Source organism: Pseudomonas gingeri, assembly GCF_013386165.1.
Taxonomy (GTDB): domain Bacteria; phylum Pseudomonadota; class Gammaproteobacteria; order Pseudomonadales; family Pseudomonadaceae; genus Aquipseudomonas; species Aquipseudomonas gingeri_C.
In genome coordinates, this window is sequence record NZ_JACAOS010000018.1 from 377,146 (window position 1) to 398,335 (window position 21,190).

Below are 21,190 nucleotides of genomic sequence, written 5' to 3' on the forward strand. Positions count from 1 at the left end.
TATCTTGTTCGACATTCATTGGAGGAACTGTCATGAGCGATAACCTGCTGAACATCCCTTGCACCACCATCAAGGGCGAGCAAAAGACCCTGGGCGACTTCGCCGGCAAGGCGATCCTGGTGGTCAATACCGCCAGCAAGTGCGGTTTTACCCCGCAGTACAAAGGGCTCGAGCAGCTCTGGCAGTCCTACAAGGACCAGGGACTGGTGGTGCTCGGTTTCCCCTGCAATCAATTCGGCAAGCAGGAGCCGGGCAACGAAGGCGCGATTTCCGAGTTCTGCGAACTGAACTACGGCGTCAGCTTCCCGCTGTTCAAGAAGATCGATGTCAACGGCGACGAGGCCCATCCGCTGTTCGTCCAGTTGAAGAAGCGTGCGCCGGGGTTGCTCTGGTCCCAGGGCATCAAGTGGAACTTCACCAAGTTCCTGATCGGCAAGGACGGTCGTCTGGTGAAGCGTTTTGCGCCCACCACCAAGCCCGAGAACCTCACCCGCGAGATCGAAGCCCTGCTTAAATGAATGACCTGTCCGGCGATTTGCTGAGCCTCGACAACCAGCTCTGCTTCAAGCTGTATGCCGCGTCACGGGCGGTGATTCGGGGCTACAAGCCGATGCTCGAGCAGTTGGGCCTGACCTATCCGCAGTACCTGGCGATGCTGGTGCTGTGGGAGTGGCATGGGACTCCAACGGCGCAACCGACGGTCAAGGCCCTGGGTGAGCGCCTGCTGCTGGACTCGGGGACGCTGACGCCGCTGCTCAAGCGCCTTGAACAGATGGCGTTGGTGCAGCGGCGCCGTTCGGCCCTGGATGAGCGCGAAGTTCACCTGAGCCTGAGTCCCGCTGGCGTGGCCCTGCGCGCGCAGGTATTGCCGATCAAGACCCGCCTGCTCTGTGACAGTGGTGTCGATCTGACCCGGCTGGATGAACTGCGCGACGGCCTCGACCAACTGCTGGCACAGCTCAAGCCGCTGTAGCGGGAACCCACAACTCCAGCAGGGCGATCAGCTCTTCACGGCGGAAGGGCTTGGCCAGGTAGTCGCTCATGCCCGCCGCCCGGCAGCGCTCACGCTCCTCGGGCATGGCGTTGGCCGTCAGCGCCACGATCGGCAGGTTCGGCCAGCGCCCGCTGCGACGGATCTGCCGGCTGGCTTCGTAACCGTCCATGACCGGCATGTTGCAATCCATCAGCACCAGGTCGAACACTTGCTGTTCCAGCTGGTTCAGCGCTTCGCCGCCATGGGCGGCGACCGTCACTTCGCAGCCGAGCTTGCCGAGCATGCCCTTGGCGACCAGTTGATTGACTGGATTGTCCTCCACCAACAGGATGCGGGCCCGACGTAGCGGCTGGTTGTTCTGGGGCTGCACGTTGAGTTCGGCGGGGTCGTCGGGCAGCAGAATGCGCGCCAGCGTCTGATACAGCGCGTTGCGTGCCAGTGGCCGGGCCTGCTGTTGCAGCGGGGCGAGGGCGCTGGCCTGCTCGCTGGGCATGAAGTTGCCATAGGCGGTGACCAGCAGGATCGGTGCGGTGATGGCCGGCCGCAGCCCGAACAGGCATTCGGGGCAGTCGGTGATCAGCAGGTCGGGATGGACGCCGGCCAGGCTGTCGTCCAGTCCGTAGCGCTGGTAGTCCAGGCCCCAGACCGGAAGCTGGTGGCTGAGCAGTTCGCTCAGGCCGCTGGTGCTGGATGTCACGGCGATGACCTTGCCGGTGAGGCGTCTGGGCGTTGCGGCCGGTGTGTGTCCGGGTAACGGCAGTTCGGCGCAGAACTGGCTGCCGAAGCCGACTTCGGAGCTGATGCTCAGGCTGCCTTTCATGGCTTCGCACAGGTTATAGGTCAGGGTCAGCCCCAGGCCGGTGCCGCCGAACTGGCGGGTGATGCCGGCACCAGCCTGGGTGAAGGGCTGGAAGATCTTGGCCTGGGCCTCCTGGGCGATGCCGATGCCGGTGTCGCAGATTTCGATGCGCACGCCGTTGTTGCGGGCGCTCAGGCGCACATCGACCCGGCCGAAGCGGGTGAACTTCAGCGCGTTCGACAGCAGGTTGCTGACGATCTGCCGCACCCGCGTCGGGTCGCCCAGCACCAGGGCCGGGAATTGCGGGTCGATCAGGCAGGCCAGTTCGACGCTGGGGGCGGCGTTCTGCGAGAGCAGGTTGGCGGTGTCCTCGATCAGCGCACCGAGGTCGAAGGGGATGCGCTCCAGTTCCAGTTGCCCGGCGTCGAATTTCGACAGGTCGAGGATATCGTTGAGCAGTTCCACCAGGACCTTGCCGGAGTCGTGGGCAATCGACAATTGCTGGCGTTGCTCGGCGTTCAACTGGCTGTCCAGGGACAGGGCGATCATCCCCAGCAGCCCGTTCAGGGGCGTACGGATTTCATGGCTCATGTTGGCCAGGAACGCCGAGCGTGCATGGGCCATGTCGAGGGCCGTGCGGCGTGCCACTTCCAGTTCTTCGTTGGACTGGCTCAGGCGTGCATTACTGGCCTTGAGTTCGGTGGTGCGTGCCGAGACGATGTTTTCCAACTGCCCCAGGTAGTCGGTCAGGCGGTTTTCAGCGCTGCGCCGTTGCTGGATCTCGGTGCTCATGTTTTCGAATTGCCGGTTGGCGACTTTTACCAAGACGCCGATTTCATCCTGTTCGTGGCCAGGCGGGAACGCCAGTCGTGCCTGTTTCTGGCCCGGGATGTTGCTGCTCAGGGCTTCAATCACCCGCACCAGGGGCTTGGTCAGCATCGTATAGAACAGCACCAGCAGGATCACGGTGAGGATCAGGCTGCGAGCAAACCCATTGAGCAAGGTGATCTCGGCCCGATGCAGGAAACGGATGCCGAAGGTGTAAGTGTCGATATCAAGGTGCAGGATGCCCAGGGATTCGTCTGGCAAATGGCTGAGATACAGCCGGTCCTCGAAGCTGCGATCAGCGCCGAACAGCCAGTCGCTGATCATCCGATAGCTACCCTCCTGGCGCGGTCGCTCGACGCTGGTCAGGACCATATGGTTGTTGTCGATCAACTGCGCACGCAGTACCGCCGGAGAATGCAGCAGGCCCAAGGCCAGTTCCTGCGCCAGTTCGGCGTCGATGTTGTAGGCGATCCTCGACGCCGGGTTGTGGCTGATTTCCAGCAAGGAAAGGATTTCACGGTTGATCGAGGCGCTTTCGCTGGCATAATCGATGCCGATTTGCAGCAGACTGAGCAGTGTTCCCAGAATGAAGCCGACCAGCACCGTCAACCGGGCTTGTTTGTAGGACAAGCGGTGGGTGAATTTTATATCCATGGGGTGGTGTACCACTTTCCTTTCCCTTCGCCCGGCAAGCATAGCTGATCCGATGGGTGCACCGGCAGTGGGGGATTCGACATACGCGGTGTGCAGTCTGCCAGAGCTTGCAGGCGCCTGAGGGCGCCCACGCGACATCATCGTATGAACTTGCCTGAGGAAACGTCGTGGATTCTCGATTGAATGCCTTTCTTGAGCGTGCCGATGCCGTGCTCGCCCGTCTCGAACCCTTGTTGCCGGCACCGCGCCAGGCCATAGACTGGAACGGCTGCCTGGCGGCCCGTTGGCAGCGCGAAGGGCGCAGCGGTTATCTGTTGCCGCTGGAGGTCAGCCTGGACATGCGTTTGTCCGACCTGATCGGCGTCGACAAGCAACGCGAGCAGCTGGCGCGCAACACCCGGCAGTTCCTCGACGGCCTGCCTGCCAACCATGCCTTGCTCTGGGGTTCTCGGGGCACCGGCAAGTCTTCGCTGGTGCGCGCCTTGCTCGCCGAACATGCCAAGGGTGGGTTGCGCCTGATCGAGATCGAGCGCGATCACCTGGCGGACCTGCCACGGGTGGTGGAGCAGTTGCAAAAGCTGCCCCAGCGTTTCGTGCTGTTTTGCGATGACCTGTCCTTCGAGGCGGGCGAAGGCGACTACCGGGTACTCAAGAGTGTGCTCGACGGCTCCCTCGAACAGGCCCCGGACAACGTCCTGCTCTACGCCACCTCGAACCGCCGGCACCTGGTGCCGGAGAAAGAGAGCGACAACGAAAACTGGAAACGCGTCGACGGCGAGCTGCATCCCAGTGAAGCGGTGGAGGACAAGATCGCCCTGTCCGACCGTTTCGGCCTGTGGCTGTCGTTCTACCCCTTTACCCAGGAGCACTTCCTCAGCGTGGTCGAGCACTGGATCGGCGAGCTGGCGCTCAAGGCCGGCCTGACCTGGCAGCGTGACGAGGCACTGGACATCCTGGCGGTTCGCTGGGCGACCGGGCGCGGCAATCGCAACGGACGTTGCGCCTATCAGTTTGCCCGCTATTGGGTGGGTTTGAAGTTGCTGGAGCAAGCACCATGATCGATTTACAGAGCGCCGGTAGCGGCCTGGATGGCTACCGCCTGCTGCACGCGCAGTTGGAGTCGCTGCTGGCGGACGAGCGCGATTTCATCGCCAATGCCGCGCAGTTCTCGGCCTTCCTGTTCAACCAGCTGGATGACCTGAACTGGGCCGGTTTCTACCTCAATCGCAATGAGGAACTGGTGCTCGGGCCGTTCCAGGGTCAGATTGCCTGCGTGCGCATCCCCTTCGGCCGGGGTGTCTGCGGGACCGCCGCGGCGACCCGGGAAACCCAGCGGGTCGAAGACGTGCATGCGTTTGCCGGGCATATCGCCTGCGACAGCGCCTCGAACAGCGAGCTGGTGGTGCCATTGGTCAAGGACGGCCGCCTGATCGGCGTGCTCGACCTGGACAGCCCGCGTCTAGCGCGCTTCAGCCTTGAAGACCAGGCCGGTATCGAGCACCTGGCGGCGATCTTCCTGCGCCTGACCGACTGCTGAGGCGACTCAGGCCTCCAGTCCGGCCTTTTCCAGCAGCGACGCGGCATCCACCGTGTCGATCTGCTGGGGCAGGACGTGTTGTCGGGCGTACTCCAAGTAGATTTCCTCGCGGATAAACAGCTGGAACAGTTCCGGATCGATATGGGCGTCGCGGCACATGCCAGCCATGATGCCCAGCGCTTCGCTCAGGGTCTTGCCCTTTTTGTACGGGCGATCGGCAGCAGTCAGGGCCTCGAAGATATCGGCAATCGCCATCATCCGCGCCGGCAGGCTCATCTCTTCGCGCTTCAGGCGCTTGGGGTAACCGGTACCGTCCATTTTCTCGTGGTGACCGCCGGCGATCTCCGGCACGTTGGCCAGGTGCCCGGGAAACGGCAGTTGATCGAGCATCAGGATGGTTTGCACCATGTGATGGTTGATGATGTAGCGTTCTTCGCGGGTCAGTGTCCCGCGGGTAATGCCCAGGTTGTACAACTCGCCCCGGTTGAACTTGTAGGGCGGCACGTCCAGCTGAAAACCCCAGCGGTTGTCGGCGGGGATCAGTTCTGCTGCGTTACGTTCGAACAGGTGCTCGGGCTTGTCCGCCAGAAGCCTTTCAATGGCCGGCAGGGGCGAAGCCGGTTGGCGTTCCTGGCGATGGTTTTCCTCCCAGGAAACCCCGAGGCGGTCATCCAGGGTTCGGGTCCAGGTGCGTTGGGCAATGTGCCGCAGGCGATCAAGGTCGGCGTCGGCCATGGCTTCGCTGCCAAGGTTGCAGCGGGCGACAAAGGCAAAGTCCTCATCCAGGGCCGCAAGGCTGGCGTCACGCACCCGGCTCAAGGCCGGTTCGTCGCCACCCTGTGCCAGTCCTTGCCAATAGTCGACCCAGGCATCGCGCTTGAGCACTTCAAAGCGGGTGCGTATTTCGTGAATGCGGTCGTACAGGGTTTCCAGCTTGGTGGCCTTGTCGACCACGTATTCGGGGGTGGTGACCTTGCCGCAGTCATGCAGCCAGGCGGCGACGTGCAGCGCCTCCCATTCGTCTTCGGTGGGTTGGTAGCCCTTGAACGCCGGTGCCTGGCTGGCGGCGGCGGCCTCGGCGATCATCAGCGTCAGCACCGGCACACGTTGGCAGTGGCCGCCGGTGTAAGGACTCTTGGCATCGATGGCACCGGCCAATAACTGGATGAAGGCGTCCAGCAGTTGCTTTTGTCGGGCTTGCAGGCGCTGGCTCTCGATACAGGCGGCCGCGGTGCCGGAAATAGCGCTGATAAAGGCGATGCGGTCCGGCTGCAGGTTCTCCATATCGGCCTCGGTGCCGCTGTCGGGCAGCAGCAGGGCGAGTACGCCGACGGTTTCGCCGTGGCGGTTGTGCAGGCGGATACCGATCAGGTGAATCCGTGGACTCTCCAGGGCGAGCATCACTTTTTGCAGGTCGGCCGCCTGCTCGAAGCCGAGGGTGGCGACCACGTTATCCTGCTGGTCAAGGGTCTTGAGCCAGTCCGGGCGCTGTTCGTCAGCCTCGGTGGCGCTGTGGATATCGAAGTGCCGGGGATCGTGAGGGACGCCATCGATGATCAGGGCATGGGCTTCCAACTGGCGGCTATCGTTGTCCAGCAGGTAGATCAGGCCGGCCCGGGCCTGGGCGATTTTCAGCGTTTCCTCCAGCACCCGCTGCAACAGCGGATCGAAGCGGGTTTGCGCCGAAAGGCTGGAGGCGATTTCGAAGAAGCTCGCCAGGGTCTGTTTCATGCGGGTCATCGAGGTCGCCAGCCGGTCGACTTCCAGCACCGGAGAGCGCGGTGTCTGCGGGTGGTTGAAGTTGAAGCTGCGAATCGCATCGGCCTCCTGCACCAGGGCGTGCAACGGCTTGACCAACAGTCTGGACGTCAGCCAGCCCAGGGGCAGGCACAGCAGCAGGGTCGCCAGGGTGATCAGCGCGCCTTGCCAGCGGATCCGGTAGGCGTCCGCCAGAAGTTCGTCTTCCGGCACCAGCAGGGCCAGTTGCAGGCCTTTTGGACCGCCTTCGGCGAGTTGCGTACGGGCGACTATCCATTGCCGGTTCGCGCTGCTCAGGTGATGCTCGGTGCTGCTGTCCGGCTCCATGAAGCGCCGCAGGATCGGGCTCAGGTCCTGGACCCGGGGCAGGCGTGCGTCGCTGCTGTTGCCGACCAGTCGGGCGTAGTCGGGGTAGGCCACGGCATTGGCATTTTCATCGAACAGGACGATTTCAGTCGAAGGCGTGACCTTGTGTCTGTCCAGGGTCGCGGAAAGGTCCGCCAGGGTCAGGTCGGCGGCGATCACCACGTTCGCGCTGCTGCGCCGGGCGAGGGTGGTGCCGACATTGTGGGTGGAGAAAAACAGGTAGGGCGCGGTGGTGATCTGGTCGCTGCCATTCAGGGCGGTGTTGAACCAGGAGCGCACGCGGGGATCGTAGGCTTCGCGATGATTGTCCTGGCGGCTGATCAGTTGCAAGGCCGCGTCGTAGAACAGCGATTCGGATTTGACCGCTTGGCTCCCGGGCTCACGCTCGATGCTCCAGACCTGGAAGGCGGCATTCTCCGGCGCCTTGAAATAGGCGCGCAGGGCGCTGTCGCGCAGCGGCCGGACCATGAAGAAGTCGCCATCGGCATAACCGAGGTAAAGCGAGGCCAGGTTCGGGTTGTCGTTCAGGGCCTGGGTAAAGGGCTTGAGCAGTGCCAGCCGTTGCTCGAGTGCCAGGGCCTGGGTGCGTTCGTCGATGGCCAGCAGGCTCAGCAGATGGCGAATCGGCTGGTAGGTGTTCTGCAGATCAAGCTGCACATCGTCCCGGACCCTGCCGAAGAGCTTTTCGCTGCTGGAAAGAATGATCTGGGTGGTTTGCCGATAGTTGAACAGCCCCAGCAGGGTCCCGGTCAACAGCAGCAGGCAGGTGAACAGGATGCTGATGTGCACGTGCAGCGCCAGCCGGCGTCTTTCGCGTTGCATGGGACGGGGCATCGCTGATCTCCCTGGGTGATGGGGCCGTGCTCAGCGCCCAAGGATAGCCAATGTCCACGGTCAGGTGGGGGCTTGGCCGGGCATTTTTTCAGGTGCTGGGCCGGTGTGCTCGCGCAAGGCCATTTCGAGTTCGAGCAAGGCATGGGTGATCGCCTGTCGGGCGGCTTCGATTTGCGCCGTCGGAGCTTCCTCCTGGCAGTGTTTTTCCAGGGTTTCGCAGTGCTCCACCAACGCGCCTGCCTGGGCGATTCGCGCCGCGCCCTTGATCTTGTGGGCCATGTCGATCAGGGCGATCCGGTCGCCGTTGACGGGCAGTCCGAGCAGTTCTGCGCGGTCGGCCTGGCAACTGCTCAGCAGTTCGTCGATCAGGCGGCGCATCAGCAGCGGCTCGCCGCCGGTCAGGGCGTGCAGGCCGTCGAGGTTGAAGGCGGTCTGGCGTGGACGCGGGGTGACGTCGGCGAGCTTCTGGTTGAGGGTGGTCAGGCTGATGGGTTTGAACAGGCAGTCGTCCATGCCGGCTTCCTTGCAACGGGTGCGTTCTTCGGGCTGGGCGTTGGCGGTGAAGCCGAACACCGCGCAGGCGGGGAGATCGTGACGGGCTTCATGTTCGCGCAGGCGCCGGGTCATTTCGTAGCCGTTCAGGACCGGCATGTTGCAGTCGACGATTACCAGGTCGAAGTGTCCGTCTTTCCAGGCCTGCAAGCCGGTTGCGCCGTTCTGCGCGGTGGTGAAGGCGTGGCCGAGAAAGCCCAGTTGCTGGCACATCAACAGCCGATTGGCCGGGTGGTCGTCCACCACCAGGACATTCAGGACCTGTAGCGTCGGAGCCAGTTCCGGGGCGCGCTGGGCGACGCCTTGAGCCGCTTCGAGGCTGTCCAGTTCGAGGGTCACCAGCACGCGGGTGCCTTCGCCGGGTTGGCTGGACAGGCTCAGGGTGCCGCCCATCATTTCGCACAGGCTGCGACAGATCACCAGGCCCAGGCCGGCGCCGCTACGGGCCAGGTGCCCGGAGTTGTCGGCCTGCACAAAGGGTTCGAACAGCCGGGCCTGATCGGCGGCGCTGATGCCGATGCCGCTGTCCTGGACGCTGAGGGTCATGTGGGTCCGTTGCGCGTCGGCGGCGGGCTGCATCAGCAGCGAGATGGTGACCTGGCCCTGCTCGGTGAACTTGATGGCGTTGCTGATCAGGTTGGACAGGATCTGCTTGAAGCGCAACGGGTCGATCAGGATGTCGCCGGCGTCCTGTCGCTCGGGCAACTGCACCACCAGGTCCAATTGCTTCTGCCGTGCCAGGCCGTCGAAGACCCGGACCACCGACTCCACCAGTTCGCTGAGGTTGACCCGTTCGGGGGACAGGCTCAGGCGGCCCGATTCGATGCGGGCGATATCGAGGATATCGCCGATCAGTTCCAGCAGGTCCTTGGCCGAGTTGTAGGCGACTTCGATGGCCGGGCGATCCAGATGGCCCTGGTCGGCGCGCTTGAGGGTCAGTTCGAGCATGCCGATCACCGCATTCATCGGCGTACGGATTTCATGGCTCATGGTTGCCAGGAAGGTGCTTTTGGCGCGGTTGGCGCTGTCGGCCTGATCCTTGGCGGCGCGCAGTTCTTCGAAGAGTTCGCGGCGTTCGCTGATGTCGATCCAGCCGCCGATGATGCCTTGCACCTCACCCAGGGAATTACGGTAGGGCAGGATCCAGTGATAGATGGTCATCCTGCGGTCACCGATATGCAGGGTGCGGTCGCAGATCTGCGCCGTGCCTTCGTCCATCACCCGCTGGTAGTCGGCCTGGTATTCCCGGGCCTCGAAGGCGTTGCCCTGGTAGGCGTCCATGACCCGCTTGCCGATGACGTCCTCAAGCTTGGTCGAGAAGGCTTGCAGGTAGCTGTCGTTGCAGGTCTGCAACAGGCCTTCGCGGTCACGCACATAGATCGGGTGCGGGGTGCCGTTGACCAGCGCGCGCATGAACTCGAACTGGTCGCTCAGGGCCCGCTCGGCCAGTTGTCGTTGGCGGATCTGCCGGCGCATGTAGGCGTTCCAGCCGAGGGAGAGCAGCAGCAGCGCGCCGGCGCCCATGACGATCTGCAGGATCAGCCGGTGGTAGTTGCGCCAGTAGCTGTCGGACGACGGGGTGTAGCCGCGCCAGCGACTGTTGATGATGCCCAGTTCGTCCGGGGCGATGCTCAGCAGCGCCTTGTCGAGAATCGAGCTCAGCTCCGTGGCGCCGCGGGCGGTGGCGAGGGCGAAGATCGCCTGTTGGGTGCCGATGGTCGCGCTGATCTGCAGCTTGTCGTCGAACGTCTGCGAGGCGATCAGGTAGTTGGCAATCACCAGCGAGCTGACCGCGCCTTCCGCCTGGCCCTGGGCGAGCAGTTCGACCGCCTTGAGGCTGTCGTCGGTTTCAATCAGCTTGATTTGCGGGAAGTCCCTGCGCAGGTAGTCGATCAACGGGTTGCCGCGGATAACCGCCAGGCGCCGGCCTTGCATCTGATCGAGGTTGTTGGCGCTGTCGCGGCCCTTGGCCGTCAGCAGCACGAACGAGTTTTCCATGTAGGGCCGGCTGAAATGCAGGGCGTCCTCGCGCTCATTGGTCGGGGCGACGGCGGCGATGATATCGGCCTGGTGATTTTTCACCCGATTGATCATGTCGTCCAGGCTGCGCGAGCGCTGTACTTCGAAATGCAGGCCAGTGCGCAGGCGGATCAGTTCCAGCAGGTCGGCGGTGACACCGCGAAAGTTGTTGTCGGCGTCAAAGAAGGTGATGGGCGCCAGGGCTTCGTTGACCACCACGCGGACCACCGGGTGCTCCTTGAGCCAGCGTTCTTCGCGTGCGGTCAGTTGCAGCTTGTGGTCGGTCAGCAGGATGTCGCTGCCGGCACTCCAGCGGTGGGCGATATTCTCGCGCTCGCTGGTGGGGATCGCCTTGAGGGTCGCGTTGACGGCGCCCAGCAGGGCGACATTGTCGCCGCGCACGGCAAAGCTGAAGCCATAGGCCTCGTGCTTGCCGAAATTGGCCATTTTCACATTGCGCAAATAGCCCTTGTTGATCAGGTAGTGGGTCGAGATGGTGTCGCCGAGGAAGACGTCGGCCTGGTCGAATGCCACGGCGTTGAGGGCGTTCAGGTAGGAAGGGTAGAACTGCAGCGTGGCGTTGGGGTAAAGGCTCTTGATTTCGTCCAGTGGCAGGTAGTGGTAAACCATGCTCAGGCGCATCCCCGCGAGGCCATCGTTGAGGGCGCGGGTTTCGTCTTCACGGGTGACCAGCACCGGCTGGTCGATGGCGTAGGGGGTCGAGAGCGCGATGTGCGTGTTCTCGGCCTCGAAGCCGTTGGCGCTGCCGAGCAGGTCGATCCGGCCCTGCTCGAGGGCTTCGATGGCGGCCTCCCGGGTGGCGAAGCTCTGCACCTTGATGGACAAGCCCAGGGCCCTGCCGAGAATGCCGGCGTAGTCGGCGGTGATGCCTTCATAGTCACGCCCGCTGACGGTCATGTCGAAAGGCGGGTAGTCCGGGGCGGAGGTGCCGAGCACCAGCTCACGCTTGTCCTGGACCCAGCGCCGCTGTTCCTTGTCCAGCGCGACCTCCATGTGGCTGGTGCTTGAGCGGCTGAGGAGTGAGAAGTAGGTGACACTGGGGGTCTCTGCAAGCGCTGACAGGCACAGGCACAAGCCTGTGATCACCATCAGATAGTCCTTTATGCGCATGGGCATTGGTTTTCTCACACTACCGCGTTGCGTTTGGCCATCTCGATAAGCTCTACCAAGGATTTGGCTTTCAGTTTTTGCATGAGTCTTTTCTTGTAGGTACTGACGGTCTTGTTACTCAGAAACATACCCTTGGCGATTTCCTTATTGGTCCGACCCTGGGCAAACAATTGCAGGACCATCAGTTCCCGATCATTGACGAGTTTGAATAGTTCGATCTCCGGGTTTTCCGGCCCTTCTTTTCGTGCACCGATCAACGCCTGGCTCGGGAAGTAATTATAGCCGGACAGCACCGCCTTGATCGCACTCAGGAGTTCGCTCAAGTCTTCGGCCTTGCAGACATAACCCGAGGCTCCGGACTGCATGCAACGCATGGCGAACAGGTTGGGCGTCTGGGCGGTCAGCACCAGGGTCTTGAGGGGCGAGTTCATGGCATTGAAGCGGGCCAGCACCTCCAGGCCGTCCAGTTTGGGGATACTGATATCGAGGATCACCAGGTCCGGCATACATTCACGGACCATTTGCATCGCGTCGACACCGTTATCGGTTTCCCCGACTATTTCATAACAATCCTCTTGTTCCAACAATATCCTGATGGCCAGACGGACAACAGGGTGGTCGTCGACGATAAAAACCGAGTTCATAATAAGGTCCCATACGAGCTGCTTGGAAAGCGCGAACCTTAGCTCAGTTGGACAAGCAGGCGCATGAAGGGAAGGCCCTACAGAGGTAGTATAGGAATATTCCTACTTTAAATAGGGTTTCGACTTACGGATGACGCAAGTTTTAAGAGGGAAGAGCTGTTGAGTATTGTGTGGGGTGGTTATACAGAATGGTTAATGCTTTATGGAATCTTATAATCTTTTGGGATATGTCCTACTTGTGTATAAGCGTGTTTTTGCCATGACAGTCTTGGGGGAACACCCGGTAGATGGCTAGGGCTCGGCCGGGCCGCCGGCTTCATGGGCGTGACGCTCCAGGCCCAATGCGTGTTGCAGGGCAAGGCCGTTCAGCGGTTTGCTCAGGCAGCCGAGCAAGGGCAGTCGGCGCTCCAGCGCGAGGGCGCTGAGGGCCGCGAGTTCTTCGCTGCTGAGACTGCTGAGCAGGATCGCCTGCTTGATCATGCCGCTGCGGCAGGCGGTTTCGATCAGGTCCAGCCCCAGTACGTCCGGCAGGCACTGGTCGCACAACATCAGGTCGAAGGGCGTGTGTGCCGAATTCAACGCATTCAAGGCTTCCCGGGCGTTGAGTGTCGGTGTCAGGGCATGGAAGCCGTAGCTGTTGAGCAGGCTCTGGGTGGCGGCCAGTTGAAAGGGGTGATCCTCTACCAGCAACACGCGTAAGTTGTGTTTGGGCATGGTGTTTTCCGGGCGACCTGTCGACTCGGGACAAGGCTACATAGGTAGGCGCTGTGTAGGAAAATATGCCTGGAATCGGGCGCTTGTTGAATGGCCGGTCAGCTTGGGTGTGGAAGGCAGACATAAGAGGAAAGCAATTATTTCAGTGGGCCGAAGCCACGATCAATCAGTTCATTCTCTCGCCGGTGTAGGTTTTATCCCGCTAAATGGCCCGCCCTGATCAGGGGCGGGCGGCAAGATCCTAAACGGGGCTCGAGCGACCGGTCATTTCCCGGGCCATTTCAGTGGCATAGCTGTCGGTCATGCCGGCAATGAAGTCGATCACCCGCAGGAACGAGCGGTGCAGTGGCCACTCGGGCTGCGGCGCGCTGTTGCCCAGCAGGTCGAGGATGCGTCGATGCTTGAACGATGGCGTGCGTCCGCCGTGTTGTTCCAGGGCTGCGCCACAGAAGGCGTTCAAGAGAATTTCCAGGGTGGTGTAGGCGCCGATCTCATGGAGGGTCTTGCGCTTGTCCTGGAAGATTTTCTTGCGCGCGATGTCCTTGGCGTTGAGTACGCAGCGTTTGGCCGGACCGTGCATGTGTTCCACCAGGTCCCCCGACAGGGTCCCGGCCAGCAGCGCATCCTGTTGCTCGACGAAGGCCCGGGCAGCGGCGTTGGTCAGGTGTTCGATGGCCTTGCCGCGCAAGATCGCCAGCTTGCGTCGCCGGGAGTCCTGCGGCCCGAGTTGCCGATAGGTTTCCGGCAGGTCGTCGCCCACCAGGCCGAGCAGCAGTGACTCGACTTCGGCATATTCGAGCAGGTCCATTTCCAGGCCGTCTTCCAGGTCGATCAAGGCATAGCAGATATCGTCGGCGGCCTCCATCAGGTAGACCAGCGGATGGCGTGCCCAGCGTTGTTCCTCCAACTGCGGCAGGCCGAGCTTGTGGGCGATCTGTTCGAGGATCGGCAGTTCGCTCTGGTAGCAGCCGAACTTGTGCTTCTTGTAACCCAGGGAGTCGGCATGCCGAGCGGTCCACGGGTATTTGAGGTAGGTGCCGAGGGTGGCGTAGGTCAGGCGGGTGCCGCCTTCGAACTGGTGATATTCGAGCTGGGTGAGCACCCGGAAGCCCTGGGCATTGCCTTCGAAATTGAGGAAGTCATTGCCTTCGGCCTCACTCATGCCGTCCAGCCAGCCGCGTCCCGCTGCCTGCTGGAACCAGTGGCGGATGGCGTCTTCGCCGGAGTGGCCGAACGGCGGGTTGCCGATGTCATGGGCCAGGCAGGCCGATTGCACGACCATGCCCAGGTCGCTGGGTTCGCACCAGTCGGGCAGGGCGTCGCGCAGGGTTTCGCCGACACGCATGCCCAGGGACCGACCGACGCAACTGACTTCCAGCGAGTGGGTCAGGCGTGTATGGATATGGTCGTTGCTGGTCACCGGGTGGACCTGGGTCTTGCGCCCCAGGCGCCGGAAGGCACCGGAGAAGATGATGCGGTCGTGGTCTTTGTGGAAGGGGCTGCGGCCCAGTTCTTCAGGGCTGTGCAGCGATTTCCCGAGGCGTTCGCGGGTAAGCAGGGTGTGCCAATCCAAGGCGGGGCTCTCCGTCGGTGACTGATGCCCCAGCTTCTCGTTTAGCGGGCCGGCCTGCAAGCAAAACCATGCAAGCAAATTTATAAGCCGGCGGCATCGATGTCGATCAGCAGCAGCCGCTGGCCGTTGTCGAAGAATTGTCCGGCGGTCAGGCAGTACTGGTTGCTGGTGGCATCGCGATAGGTGCTCGAGAGGATCAGCCGGCGTTCGTCCCAGCCTTCGGCCAGCAGGTGATAGAAATACGGCCGCCAGGACCAGTTGTGGCCCAGGTAGCTGCCGTCGGCCTGCCAGGTGTTGTTGCGCCATTCAAGATTGGGCGTGAGTTGGGTGCCGTGGCGATCGCACTGGTAGAAGCGCAGTAGCCAGGGGTAGTTGTCTGGCCGTGGCAATTGGCTGAGTGGCGCCTGGGCCTGGGCCCAGCTCTGCAAGGTGTTCATCAACCCGCCCAGTTGCTGGCGCAGGTTCATCAGGCGCGCGCGTTCGGCCAGCTTTTGCTGCACATAACGCTCACGCAGCTCGGCGAAGCGCTCGACAAAGGCGTCGGTGGCAAAGAAGTCCAGCTCGGCCTTGGCGAACAGATACCCCTGCACGTAGCGCGAGCCGCATTCCAGGGCGAAATTCAGCTCGGCCTCGGTCTCCACCCCTTCGGCGATGATCCAGCAGCCGGTTTTTTCCGCCATTTGCGCCAGGGCCTTGACCACCTCGCTGCTGGGGCCGCCACGGGCCGCGGCCTGGAACAGGCGCATGTCGAGCTTGAGAATGTCCGGTTGCAGGGCCAGCACCCGATCCAGTTGTGAATAACCGGCGCCAAAGTCGTCGATGGCGATGCGCGCACCGGCTTCCCGATAGCGCTTGACCACTTCCGCCAGGCGCAGGCTGTCGCCCCCCAGCTCAGTGATCTCGAAGACGATGCGCCGTGGATCGACTGCGTGCTGCGCCAGCTGCTTGAGGCTCGGCAACGCCTGGCCATCGCTCAGGCGGCTGATCCAGCGCGGCGACATGTTCAGGCTCAGGAACCAGTCCGGGGGCGCTTCATGCAGGCGGCTCAGGGCGTTGTCGCGGATCTGTCGGTCCAGGCGTCGCAAGGCAGCGGAAGGCGTTCGCGGATCGGCGAACAGCGGTCCCACGGAAGTCAGTTGCCCGTTGGCCTGGCGCAGTCGGCCAAGGGCCTCGACACCGGCGATACGGCCGGTGGCGGTATCGATAAACGGCTGAAAGCAGGCGAGCGGTTGCCCGTCGATCACGGAGCCTCCTAGGGTTGGGTCGGATGGGTCTGGCTGCGGCGGGCAAGGCAGAGGTTGAACGCGAGTCCGAAGATTTGCGCGCAACCCCATGGCCATTGCAAGAATGTAGCCAGATTCACACAATCAGCGTTTCGACGAGCTGCCGCGCACGACCAGCCGGATCAGGGGCAACAGGCTGGCGCTCAGGCGCGCCCAGCGTGACAGGCTGTCCAGGCCGCCACCCTTGGCGCCCTTGCCGCCGAAAAAGCCCAGCAGCGTGACGAGACCGATTCCCCACAAGGGCGCGTGCTTGAGGCCCAGGTTGGCCTGCCAGTTCTGGCCCAGGCCACGCATGCGCTGCAACGGTTGCAGCAGCTCGCGGGACTCATGGCGGATTTCCTGGCGATGCATTTCCATGCGCAGGCGGATCAGCGCCTTGCGCATATCGCGTCGGGTATGCAGGTGCGTCAGTTCGGGCAGGCTCATGGCAGCAGTCGCTCGCGGTCGTTGGCCAATTCTTCAAGGGTGGCGTGGAAGGGCGACGACTCATCGAAGATCGCCGCTTTCAGGCGCAGGGCACAGAACAGCGCGGCCAGGCTGTAAAAGACGCAGAGGCCGATGATCCCGGCCAGGCGCGCGCTGTCCCAGAGCAGGATCAGCACCAGCGCCGACAGCCCCACCAGCAGCAACAGGCCGAACACCAGGGTCAACCCGGCGAACAGCAGCAGGCTGACGGTGCGGGCTTTCTGCTCCTGGAGCTCGATGCCGAACAATTCGACATGGCTGTGCAGCAGGCCGAGGAAGGCTGCGCCCAGGCGGCGTGTCGAGGCGCCACTGCCGGTCGATTCATCGCCAGCCATATCAGCGCCGCGTCGCCAGCAGGCCAACGATAAAGCCGATACCGGCGGCAATCCCGATGGACTGCCAGGGTTTGGCCTGGACGTAGGCTTCGGTCGCTTCAACGGCGGCCTGGCCGCGATCACGCAGCGAGGCTTCGGTCAGTTGCAGGGTTTCGCGGGCCTTGAGCAGGCTTTCGTGAATCTGCGTGCGCAACTCATCGGCCTGGTCGCCGGCCAGGTTGGCGGTGTGTTCGAGCAGGCGCTCGGTGTCGCTGACCAGGGTCTGGAAATCCGCCATCAGTATTTCTTGAGCCGTCTGTGCCGTCTTGCGAGCCATGGGGTGTTCTCCGTGAAAAGCCATTGATGAAAAAGCGTCCGTAAAAAGCCTCTGCAGGTTTCGAGTGTGGGCCTTGGCTGAAGGTTCACTGCGATCGGCTGGTACAGCTTTTGCTTTGTGCTGGTGCGTTGTGTCGGGCATGTGCGCTGTATTTGGGCGCCCTAGGGCCCTGGCCTGCGAAAACCATACCTCAAATAATCAAAAAACGCGGAAAAAACCCAAGGGTTCCTCGTGCCTCGTGTTTCACCCTGCGCCAAAGCGGTTCGCTCTCGGTTCAGGTGAGCGCCAATCTGGTGCGAAATACGCGGCGGTCGAACTGCTTTGGTGCCTTTCCCTGACTTCAGGTCTGCCGTCTCCATGGAAAACTTGCAAAGCGCTGTGGACACTCTGGTCCATGGTTCCAACACCCTGTTCATTCTGCTCGGTGCGGTCATGGTCCTGGCCATGCACGCTGGTTTCGCCTTTCTCGAGGTCGGTACCGTTCGGCAAAAGAACCAGGTCAACGCCTTGTCGAAAATCCTCAGCGACTTCGCGATTTCGACCCTGGCCTACTTCTTCATAGGTTACTGGATTTCCTACGGCGTGAGCTTTTTGCAGCCGGCGGCACAAATCAGTGGCAACCAGGGTTATGGCCTGGTGAAGTTCTTTTTCCTGCTGACCTTTGCCGCGGCGATCCCTGCGATCATTTCCGGCGGGATTGCCGAGCGTGCGCGGTTTGCCCCGCAGTTGTGCGCCACCGCATTGATCGTGGCCTTTGTGTACCCGTTTTTTGAAGGCTTGGTCTGGAACGGCAATTTTGGTCTGCAAGCCTGGCTGCTGGCCCGCTTTGGTGCCAGCTTCCATGACTTCGCCGGCTCCGTGGTGGTGCACGCCATGGGCGGCTGGCTGGCGCTGGCGGCGGTGCTGTTGCTGGGGCCGCGCCAGGGCCGTTATCGCGAAGGGCGGTTGGTGGCGTTCGCGCCGTCGAGCATTCCGTTCCTGGCCCTGGGCTCGTGGATCCTGATCGTCGGCTGGTTCGGCTTCAACGTGATGAGCGCCCAGACCCTGCAAGGGGTAAGTGGGCTGGTGGCGGTCAACTCGCTGATGGCGATGGTCGGCGGCACGGTGGCGGCGTTGATCATCGGTCGCAATGACCCGGGCTTCCTGCATAACGGTCCCCTGGCCGGGCTGGTGGCGATCTGTGCCGGTTCCGATCTGATGCACCCGGTGGGCGCGCTGGTGACCGGCGTGGTAGCGGGCGGCTTGTTCGTCTGGTGCTTTATCGCGGCCCAGAGCCAATGGAAGATCGACGATGTCCTGGGTGTCTGGCCCTTGCACGGCCTGTGTGGCGTCTGGGGTGGAATTGCCTGCGGGATCTTCGGCCAGCAGGCATTGGGTGGCCTGGGTGGGGTCAGCCTGGTCAGCCAGTTGATCGGTACCGCGCTGGGGGTGGTGATCGCCCTGGCCGGTGGTTTTGCGGTGTATGGCCTGATCAAGGCGGTGCATGGCCTGCGGCTGAGCCAGGAAGAGGAGTACTACGGTGCCGACCTGTCAATTCACAAGATCGGTGCGGTGAGTCAGGACTAATCCAGTCCATTTCGCTATGCTCAACCCCAGGTTGGGGGGCGTGCGGCCAGATCCCGGTCGAACGGAGAGATCTATGGAGCGTCTGTATTCGCTGCAAGGGCTGAGAGGCTTGGCAGTTCTGGGCGTGGTGCTGTTCCACATGGCAGCGGTCGAACACAAGTACTCCGGTGGCGATACCTTGCTGCCGGCGTGGGTGGACTTTTTCCAGTTGGGCGTGGACCTGTTTTTTGTCATCAGCGGCTTCGTCATGGTGATTGTCACCCGTGGCCGCTTCCAGGACCTGGCCCAGGCCCAGCGCTTCCTGTTCAACCGGGTCTCGCGGATCTACCCCAACTACTGGCTGTACTTCTTTATCACCCTGGTGGTCTATCTGGTCCAGCCGACGCTGGTCAACAGCTCCCATGGCGGTTCCAACCTGTGGCTGTCGTTCCTGCTGTTGCCCAATGAGCGGGTGCTGCTGGTGATGGTCGCCTGGTCGCTGGTGTTCGAGTTGTGGTTCTACCTGGTGTTCAGCTTTCTGCTCGGCTTTCGCGAGCGCTGGCTGGCGCTGCTGATGCTGGCCTGGGCGGCGCTGCTGGTGACATTCAATCTGCTGGACTCCTGGCGCGACTATTCCTCGGTCCTCAAGATCGTGCTGCACCCCTATGCGCTGGAGTTCATCATCGGCAGTGGGGTGGCCCTGTTCTTCTACAGCCGTCATAGCGCCAAGGTGCCGACGGCCTTGCTCTGGCTGATGCTGGTGGCGGCGGTGGTGCCGGGTTTCGCCTTGATCAACCATTTCGAGTTGTTCTCGACCGAGGGCCTGCCGAGAATGCTCCTGGTGGGCCTGGTGTTCGGTGCCCTGACCCTGTCCCTGGCGTTGCTGGAACGGCGCCGGTTGATCCAGTGTCCGCGCTTTCTGGTTTTCACCGGTGATATGTCTTACACCATCTATCTCTCGCACCTGCTGGTGCTCGGCGTGATCGGGCGCGCCTGGCAGATCATTGGCAACTGGCCGACCCATTTCGAAGACAATCTGGTATTTCTGGCGCTGATGATGATCGCGGTCTGGGGCTACGGCTGGGTTGGCTACAGCTTCTTCGAGAAACCGGTATTGGACCGTGCGACGAGCTATTGCAATCGACGGTTTCGCAGTGCCTCTTCGCGCAAGCTCGTGGACCCGGTGCAGGATGGTAAGTGAGTGTCCATGGCTAAAGTCCTGAACGGTAACCTGGACGCGTTGAAGGTCCTGCTGGCGGTGTTTGTTGTGCTGCTGCATGGCCATTTCCTGGGCGGCAACTACACCGAACTGGGTTATGTGCTGTGCAATGGCCTGTTCCGGGTGGCGGTCCCGACGTTTTTTGTGATCAACGGCTACTACCTCTGGAAGACCCTTGCCTCCGGGCATTCCTTTGCCACCTGGTTCAAGCGCGGGCTGTTGCTGTACCTGTTCTGGATGCTGATCTACAGCCCGACCTATGTCGATCTCGAGACCCTGGCCAGTGTCAGTGGGGTATTGGGCGTGCTGAAGCAGTTCGTGATCGGCTATTTCCACCTCTGGTACCTGGTGGGCATGCTGGGCGCTGGCCTGCTGCTTTACCTGCTGCGCAACTGCGGTACCCGCCTGCTGTCGCTGCTGGCCCTGGGCGCCTTCCTGATCGGCCTGTTCCTGCAATACACCCGGGTCTACGTCGAGTTGCCCGACGCCTTTCTCCAGCACTTCAACCAGAACGACTACACCGCCAGGAACTTCCTCTTCATGGGCTTTCCGTTCATGGCCGTGGGCTTCCTGTTTGCCCGCCATGGCGTGCCGGAGAAGGTTACCCGGCGCGGTGTCTGCACGGCACTGGTGGTGGGCCTGGTGCTGGTGTTGGCCGAGGCCAGGATGAATTTCTCCCTGCAGGCCGATGCCCGGCAGAACTTCGATTTCCTGTTGTCGCTACCGCTGATCACTGCGGCGCTGTTCCTGCTGCCCTTCGTGTTTTTCCGGGCCTCTGGCAGTACCTTCAATGCCAAGCTGTCCTCGGCGGTGTACTACGTGCACCCGTTGTACCTCTACGGGGTGATGTGGGCGGGAGTGGACTACGGCAACCTGATGACCGCGATGGTGCTGGTGCTGGCGTTCGTGACAGCGCCGTTGTTGATCCTGGCGAGCCGACGGCTGAGGTTCATTCTCTGAGGTCCGGCCCGTCAGCCCACGGGTGCTAGAATAAGGCTTTGTGCTGTCCGGACCCGTTGTCATGCCTCCTGAATGTCAGTTGTTCGGCACCCTGGGTTGCCATCTCTGTGAACTCGCCGAAGCCATCCTGATGCCGCTGGTCGAACACGGCCTGATGGTGGAGCTGGTGGATATCGCCGACAGCGAAGCCCTGTTCGACACCTATGGCCTGCGTATCCCGGTCCTGCGCCGCGTCGACACCGGGGCCGAGTTGGGTTGGCCGTTCGAGGTCGAACAGGTGGTGACCTTTCTGGGCTGAGCCTTCTGCCGCGCCTGTCCTGGAGCCGTTGTTGTGACGGTCTCTGCGAGCCTTCTGTTTCATCAAATTACCCGCGGTTGCGCTTGAAAAACGACTGTGCTTACGTCGCTGCATGACGTTTGAGGCAGCACGTTCCAGTGCCGCAAGGGAGGAAATGAAATGAAAGGGAGGTCGATTCTGCTGGTCAACCAATTGGGCGGGCGCAAGTTCCTCGCCACTGTGGTGGTTGGCGTAAGCACCGCGATGTTGACCTGGTATGGAAAGATCGATGGTGCGACCTACGCCATGGTGATCCTCGGCACGGTGGGCTCGTTCATCGGCGGCAACGTCTATGGCAAAGTCCATCCCAGGGAATCATGAAGGCTG

Annotated in this window: 19 protein-coding genes; 9 read left to right on the forward strand and 10 right to left on the reverse strand. The window is 62.2% G+C overall.

Annotated elements, in window-relative coordinates; all coding sequences use genetic code 11:
• The first annotated feature begins 32 nt into the window (after positions 1-32).
• Positions 33-518, forward strand: a complete 486-nt coding sequence (locus HX866_RS23405; RefSeq protein ID WP_177094960.1) for a glutathione peroxidase — start codon at positions 33-35, stop codon at positions 516-518.
• Positions 515-973: a MarR family winged helix-turn-helix transcriptional regulator gene (locus HX866_RS23410; RefSeq protein WP_177094962.1), complete on the forward strand. Its 459-nt coding sequence runs from the start codon at positions 515-517 to the stop codon at positions 971-973. The genes HX866_RS23405 and HX866_RS23410 overlap by 4 nt, the downstream gene beginning before the upstream one ends.
• On the opposite strand, the gene HX866_RS23415 is transcribed toward HX866_RS23410, so the two are convergent.
• On the reverse strand, positions 960-3,275 hold the full coding sequence (locus HX866_RS23415; protein ID WP_177094964.1) for a hybrid sensor histidine kinase/response regulator: 2,316 nt from the start codon (positions 3,273-3,275) through the stop codon (positions 960-962). The genes HX866_RS23410 and HX866_RS23415 overlap by 14 nt on opposite strands.
• Positions 3,276-3,442: 167 nt before the next feature.
• On the opposite strand from HX866_RS23415, the gene HX866_RS23420 reads away from it, so the two are divergent.
• Both HX866_RS23420 and HX866_RS23425 read left to right on the forward strand, forming a co-directional pair.
• A complete protein-coding gene (locus HX866_RS23420) occupies positions 3,443-4,333 on the forward strand; it encodes an ATP-binding protein (protein ID WP_177105579.1) in 891 nt (296 codons plus the stop codon).
• Positions 4,330-4,812 carry a GAF domain-containing protein gene (locus HX866_RS23425; protein WP_177094967.1) on the forward strand — a complete coding sequence of 161 codons (483 nt, stop codon included), beginning with the start codon at positions 4,330-4,332 and terminating at the stop codon, positions 4,810-4,812. The genes HX866_RS23420 and HX866_RS23425 overlap by 4 nt, the downstream gene beginning before the upstream one ends.
• A 6-nt stretch (positions 4,813-4,818) precedes the next feature.
• Here the strand turns inward: HX866_RS23425 and HX866_RS23430 are convergent, their stop codons facing one another.
• The 9 genes from HX866_RS23430 to HX866_RS23470 form a co-directional block, all read right to left on the reverse strand.
• Positions 4,819-7,770, reverse strand: coding sequence for an HD-GYP domain-containing protein (locus tag HX866_RS23430; RefSeq protein WP_177140481.1), 2,952 nt, complete (start codon positions 7,768-7,770; stop codon positions 4,819-4,821).
• A gap of 60 nt (positions 7,771-7,830) precedes the next feature.
• Positions 7,831-11,478 carry a transporter substrate-binding domain-containing protein gene (locus HX866_RS23435; protein WP_177140482.1) on the reverse strand — a complete coding sequence of 1,216 codons (3,648 nt, stop codon included), beginning with the start codon at positions 11,476-11,478 and terminating at the stop codon, positions 7,831-7,833.
• An 8-nt stretch (positions 11,479-11,486) separates the two neighbouring features.
• The gene (locus tag HX866_RS23440; RefSeq protein WP_040064687.1) at positions 11,487-12,116 is read right to left on the reverse strand and encodes a response regulator transcription factor; all 630 of its coding nucleotides are present in this window, start codon (positions 12,114-12,116) and stop codon (positions 11,487-11,489) included.
• A gap of 291 nt (positions 12,117-12,407) precedes the next feature.
• A complete protein-coding gene (locus HX866_RS23445; RefSeq protein WP_177094973.1) occupies positions 12,408-12,830 on the reverse strand; it encodes a response regulator in 423 nt (140 codons plus the stop codon).
• 241 nt (positions 12,831-13,071) lie between these two features.
• The gene (locus HX866_RS23450) at positions 13,072-14,403 is read right to left on the reverse strand and encodes a deoxyguanosinetriphosphate triphosphohydrolase (RefSeq protein ID WP_177094975.1); all 1,332 of its coding nucleotides are present in this window, start codon (positions 14,401-14,403) and stop codon (positions 13,072-13,074) included.
• 80 nt (positions 14,404-14,483) lie between these two features.
• Complete coding sequence (locus HX866_RS23455) at positions 14,484-15,647, reverse strand: EAL domain-containing protein (RefSeq protein WP_177094978.1); 1,164 nt, start codon at positions 15,645-15,647, stop codon at positions 14,484-14,486.
• A 123-nt stretch (positions 15,648-15,770) separates the two neighbouring features.
• Positions 15,771-16,112, reverse strand: coding sequence for a hypothetical protein (locus HX866_RS23460; RefSeq protein WP_177094980.1), 342 nt, complete (start codon positions 16,110-16,112; stop codon positions 15,771-15,773).
• On the reverse strand, positions 16,109-16,486 hold the full coding sequence (locus HX866_RS23465; protein ID WP_177094982.1) for a phage holin family protein: 378 nt from the start codon (positions 16,484-16,486) through the stop codon (positions 16,109-16,111). The genes HX866_RS23460 and HX866_RS23465 overlap by 4 nt, the downstream gene beginning before the upstream one ends.
• A 1-nt stretch (position 16,487) precedes the next feature.
• The gene (locus tag HX866_RS23470; RefSeq protein ID WP_177094984.1) at positions 16,488-16,802 is read right to left on the reverse strand and encodes a DUF883 family protein; all 315 of its coding nucleotides are present in this window, start codon (positions 16,800-16,802) and stop codon (positions 16,488-16,490) included.
• A 357-nt stretch (positions 16,803-17,159) separates the two neighbouring features.
• On the opposite strand from HX866_RS23470, the gene HX866_RS23475 reads away from it, so the two are divergent.
• The 5 genes from HX866_RS23475 to HX866_RS23495 all read left to right on the forward strand — a co-directional run bounded on the left by HX866_RS23475 (position 17,160) and on the right by HX866_RS23495 (position 21,184).
• Positions 17,160-18,368, forward strand: a complete 1,209-nt coding sequence (locus tag HX866_RS23475) for an ammonium transporter (protein WP_177094986.1) — start codon at positions 17,160-17,162, stop codon at positions 18,366-18,368.
• A 73-nt stretch (positions 18,369-18,441) separates the two neighbouring features.
• Entirely contained in the window at positions 18,442-19,548 is a 1,107-nt protein-coding gene (locus HX866_RS23480) for an acyltransferase family protein (RefSeq protein WP_177125744.1), read from the forward strand.
• 6 nt (positions 19,549-19,554) lie between these two features.
• Positions 19,555-20,526 carry an acyltransferase family protein gene (locus HX866_RS23485; protein WP_177105575.1) on the forward strand — a complete coding sequence of 324 codons (972 nt, stop codon included), beginning with the start codon at positions 19,555-19,557 and terminating at the stop codon, positions 20,524-20,526.
• Between the two features lie 61 nt (positions 20,527-20,587).
• The gene (locus HX866_RS23490; protein ID WP_177105574.1) at positions 20,588-20,824 is read left to right on the forward strand and encodes a glutaredoxin family protein; all 237 of its coding nucleotides are present in this window, start codon (positions 20,588-20,590) and stop codon (positions 20,822-20,824) included.
• Between the two features lie 159 nt (positions 20,825-20,983).
• Complete coding sequence (locus HX866_RS23495) at positions 20,984-21,184, forward strand: hypothetical protein (protein ID WP_177094995.1); 201 nt, start codon at positions 20,984-20,986, stop codon at positions 21,182-21,184.
• Positions 21,185-21,190 lie beyond the last annotated feature (6 nt).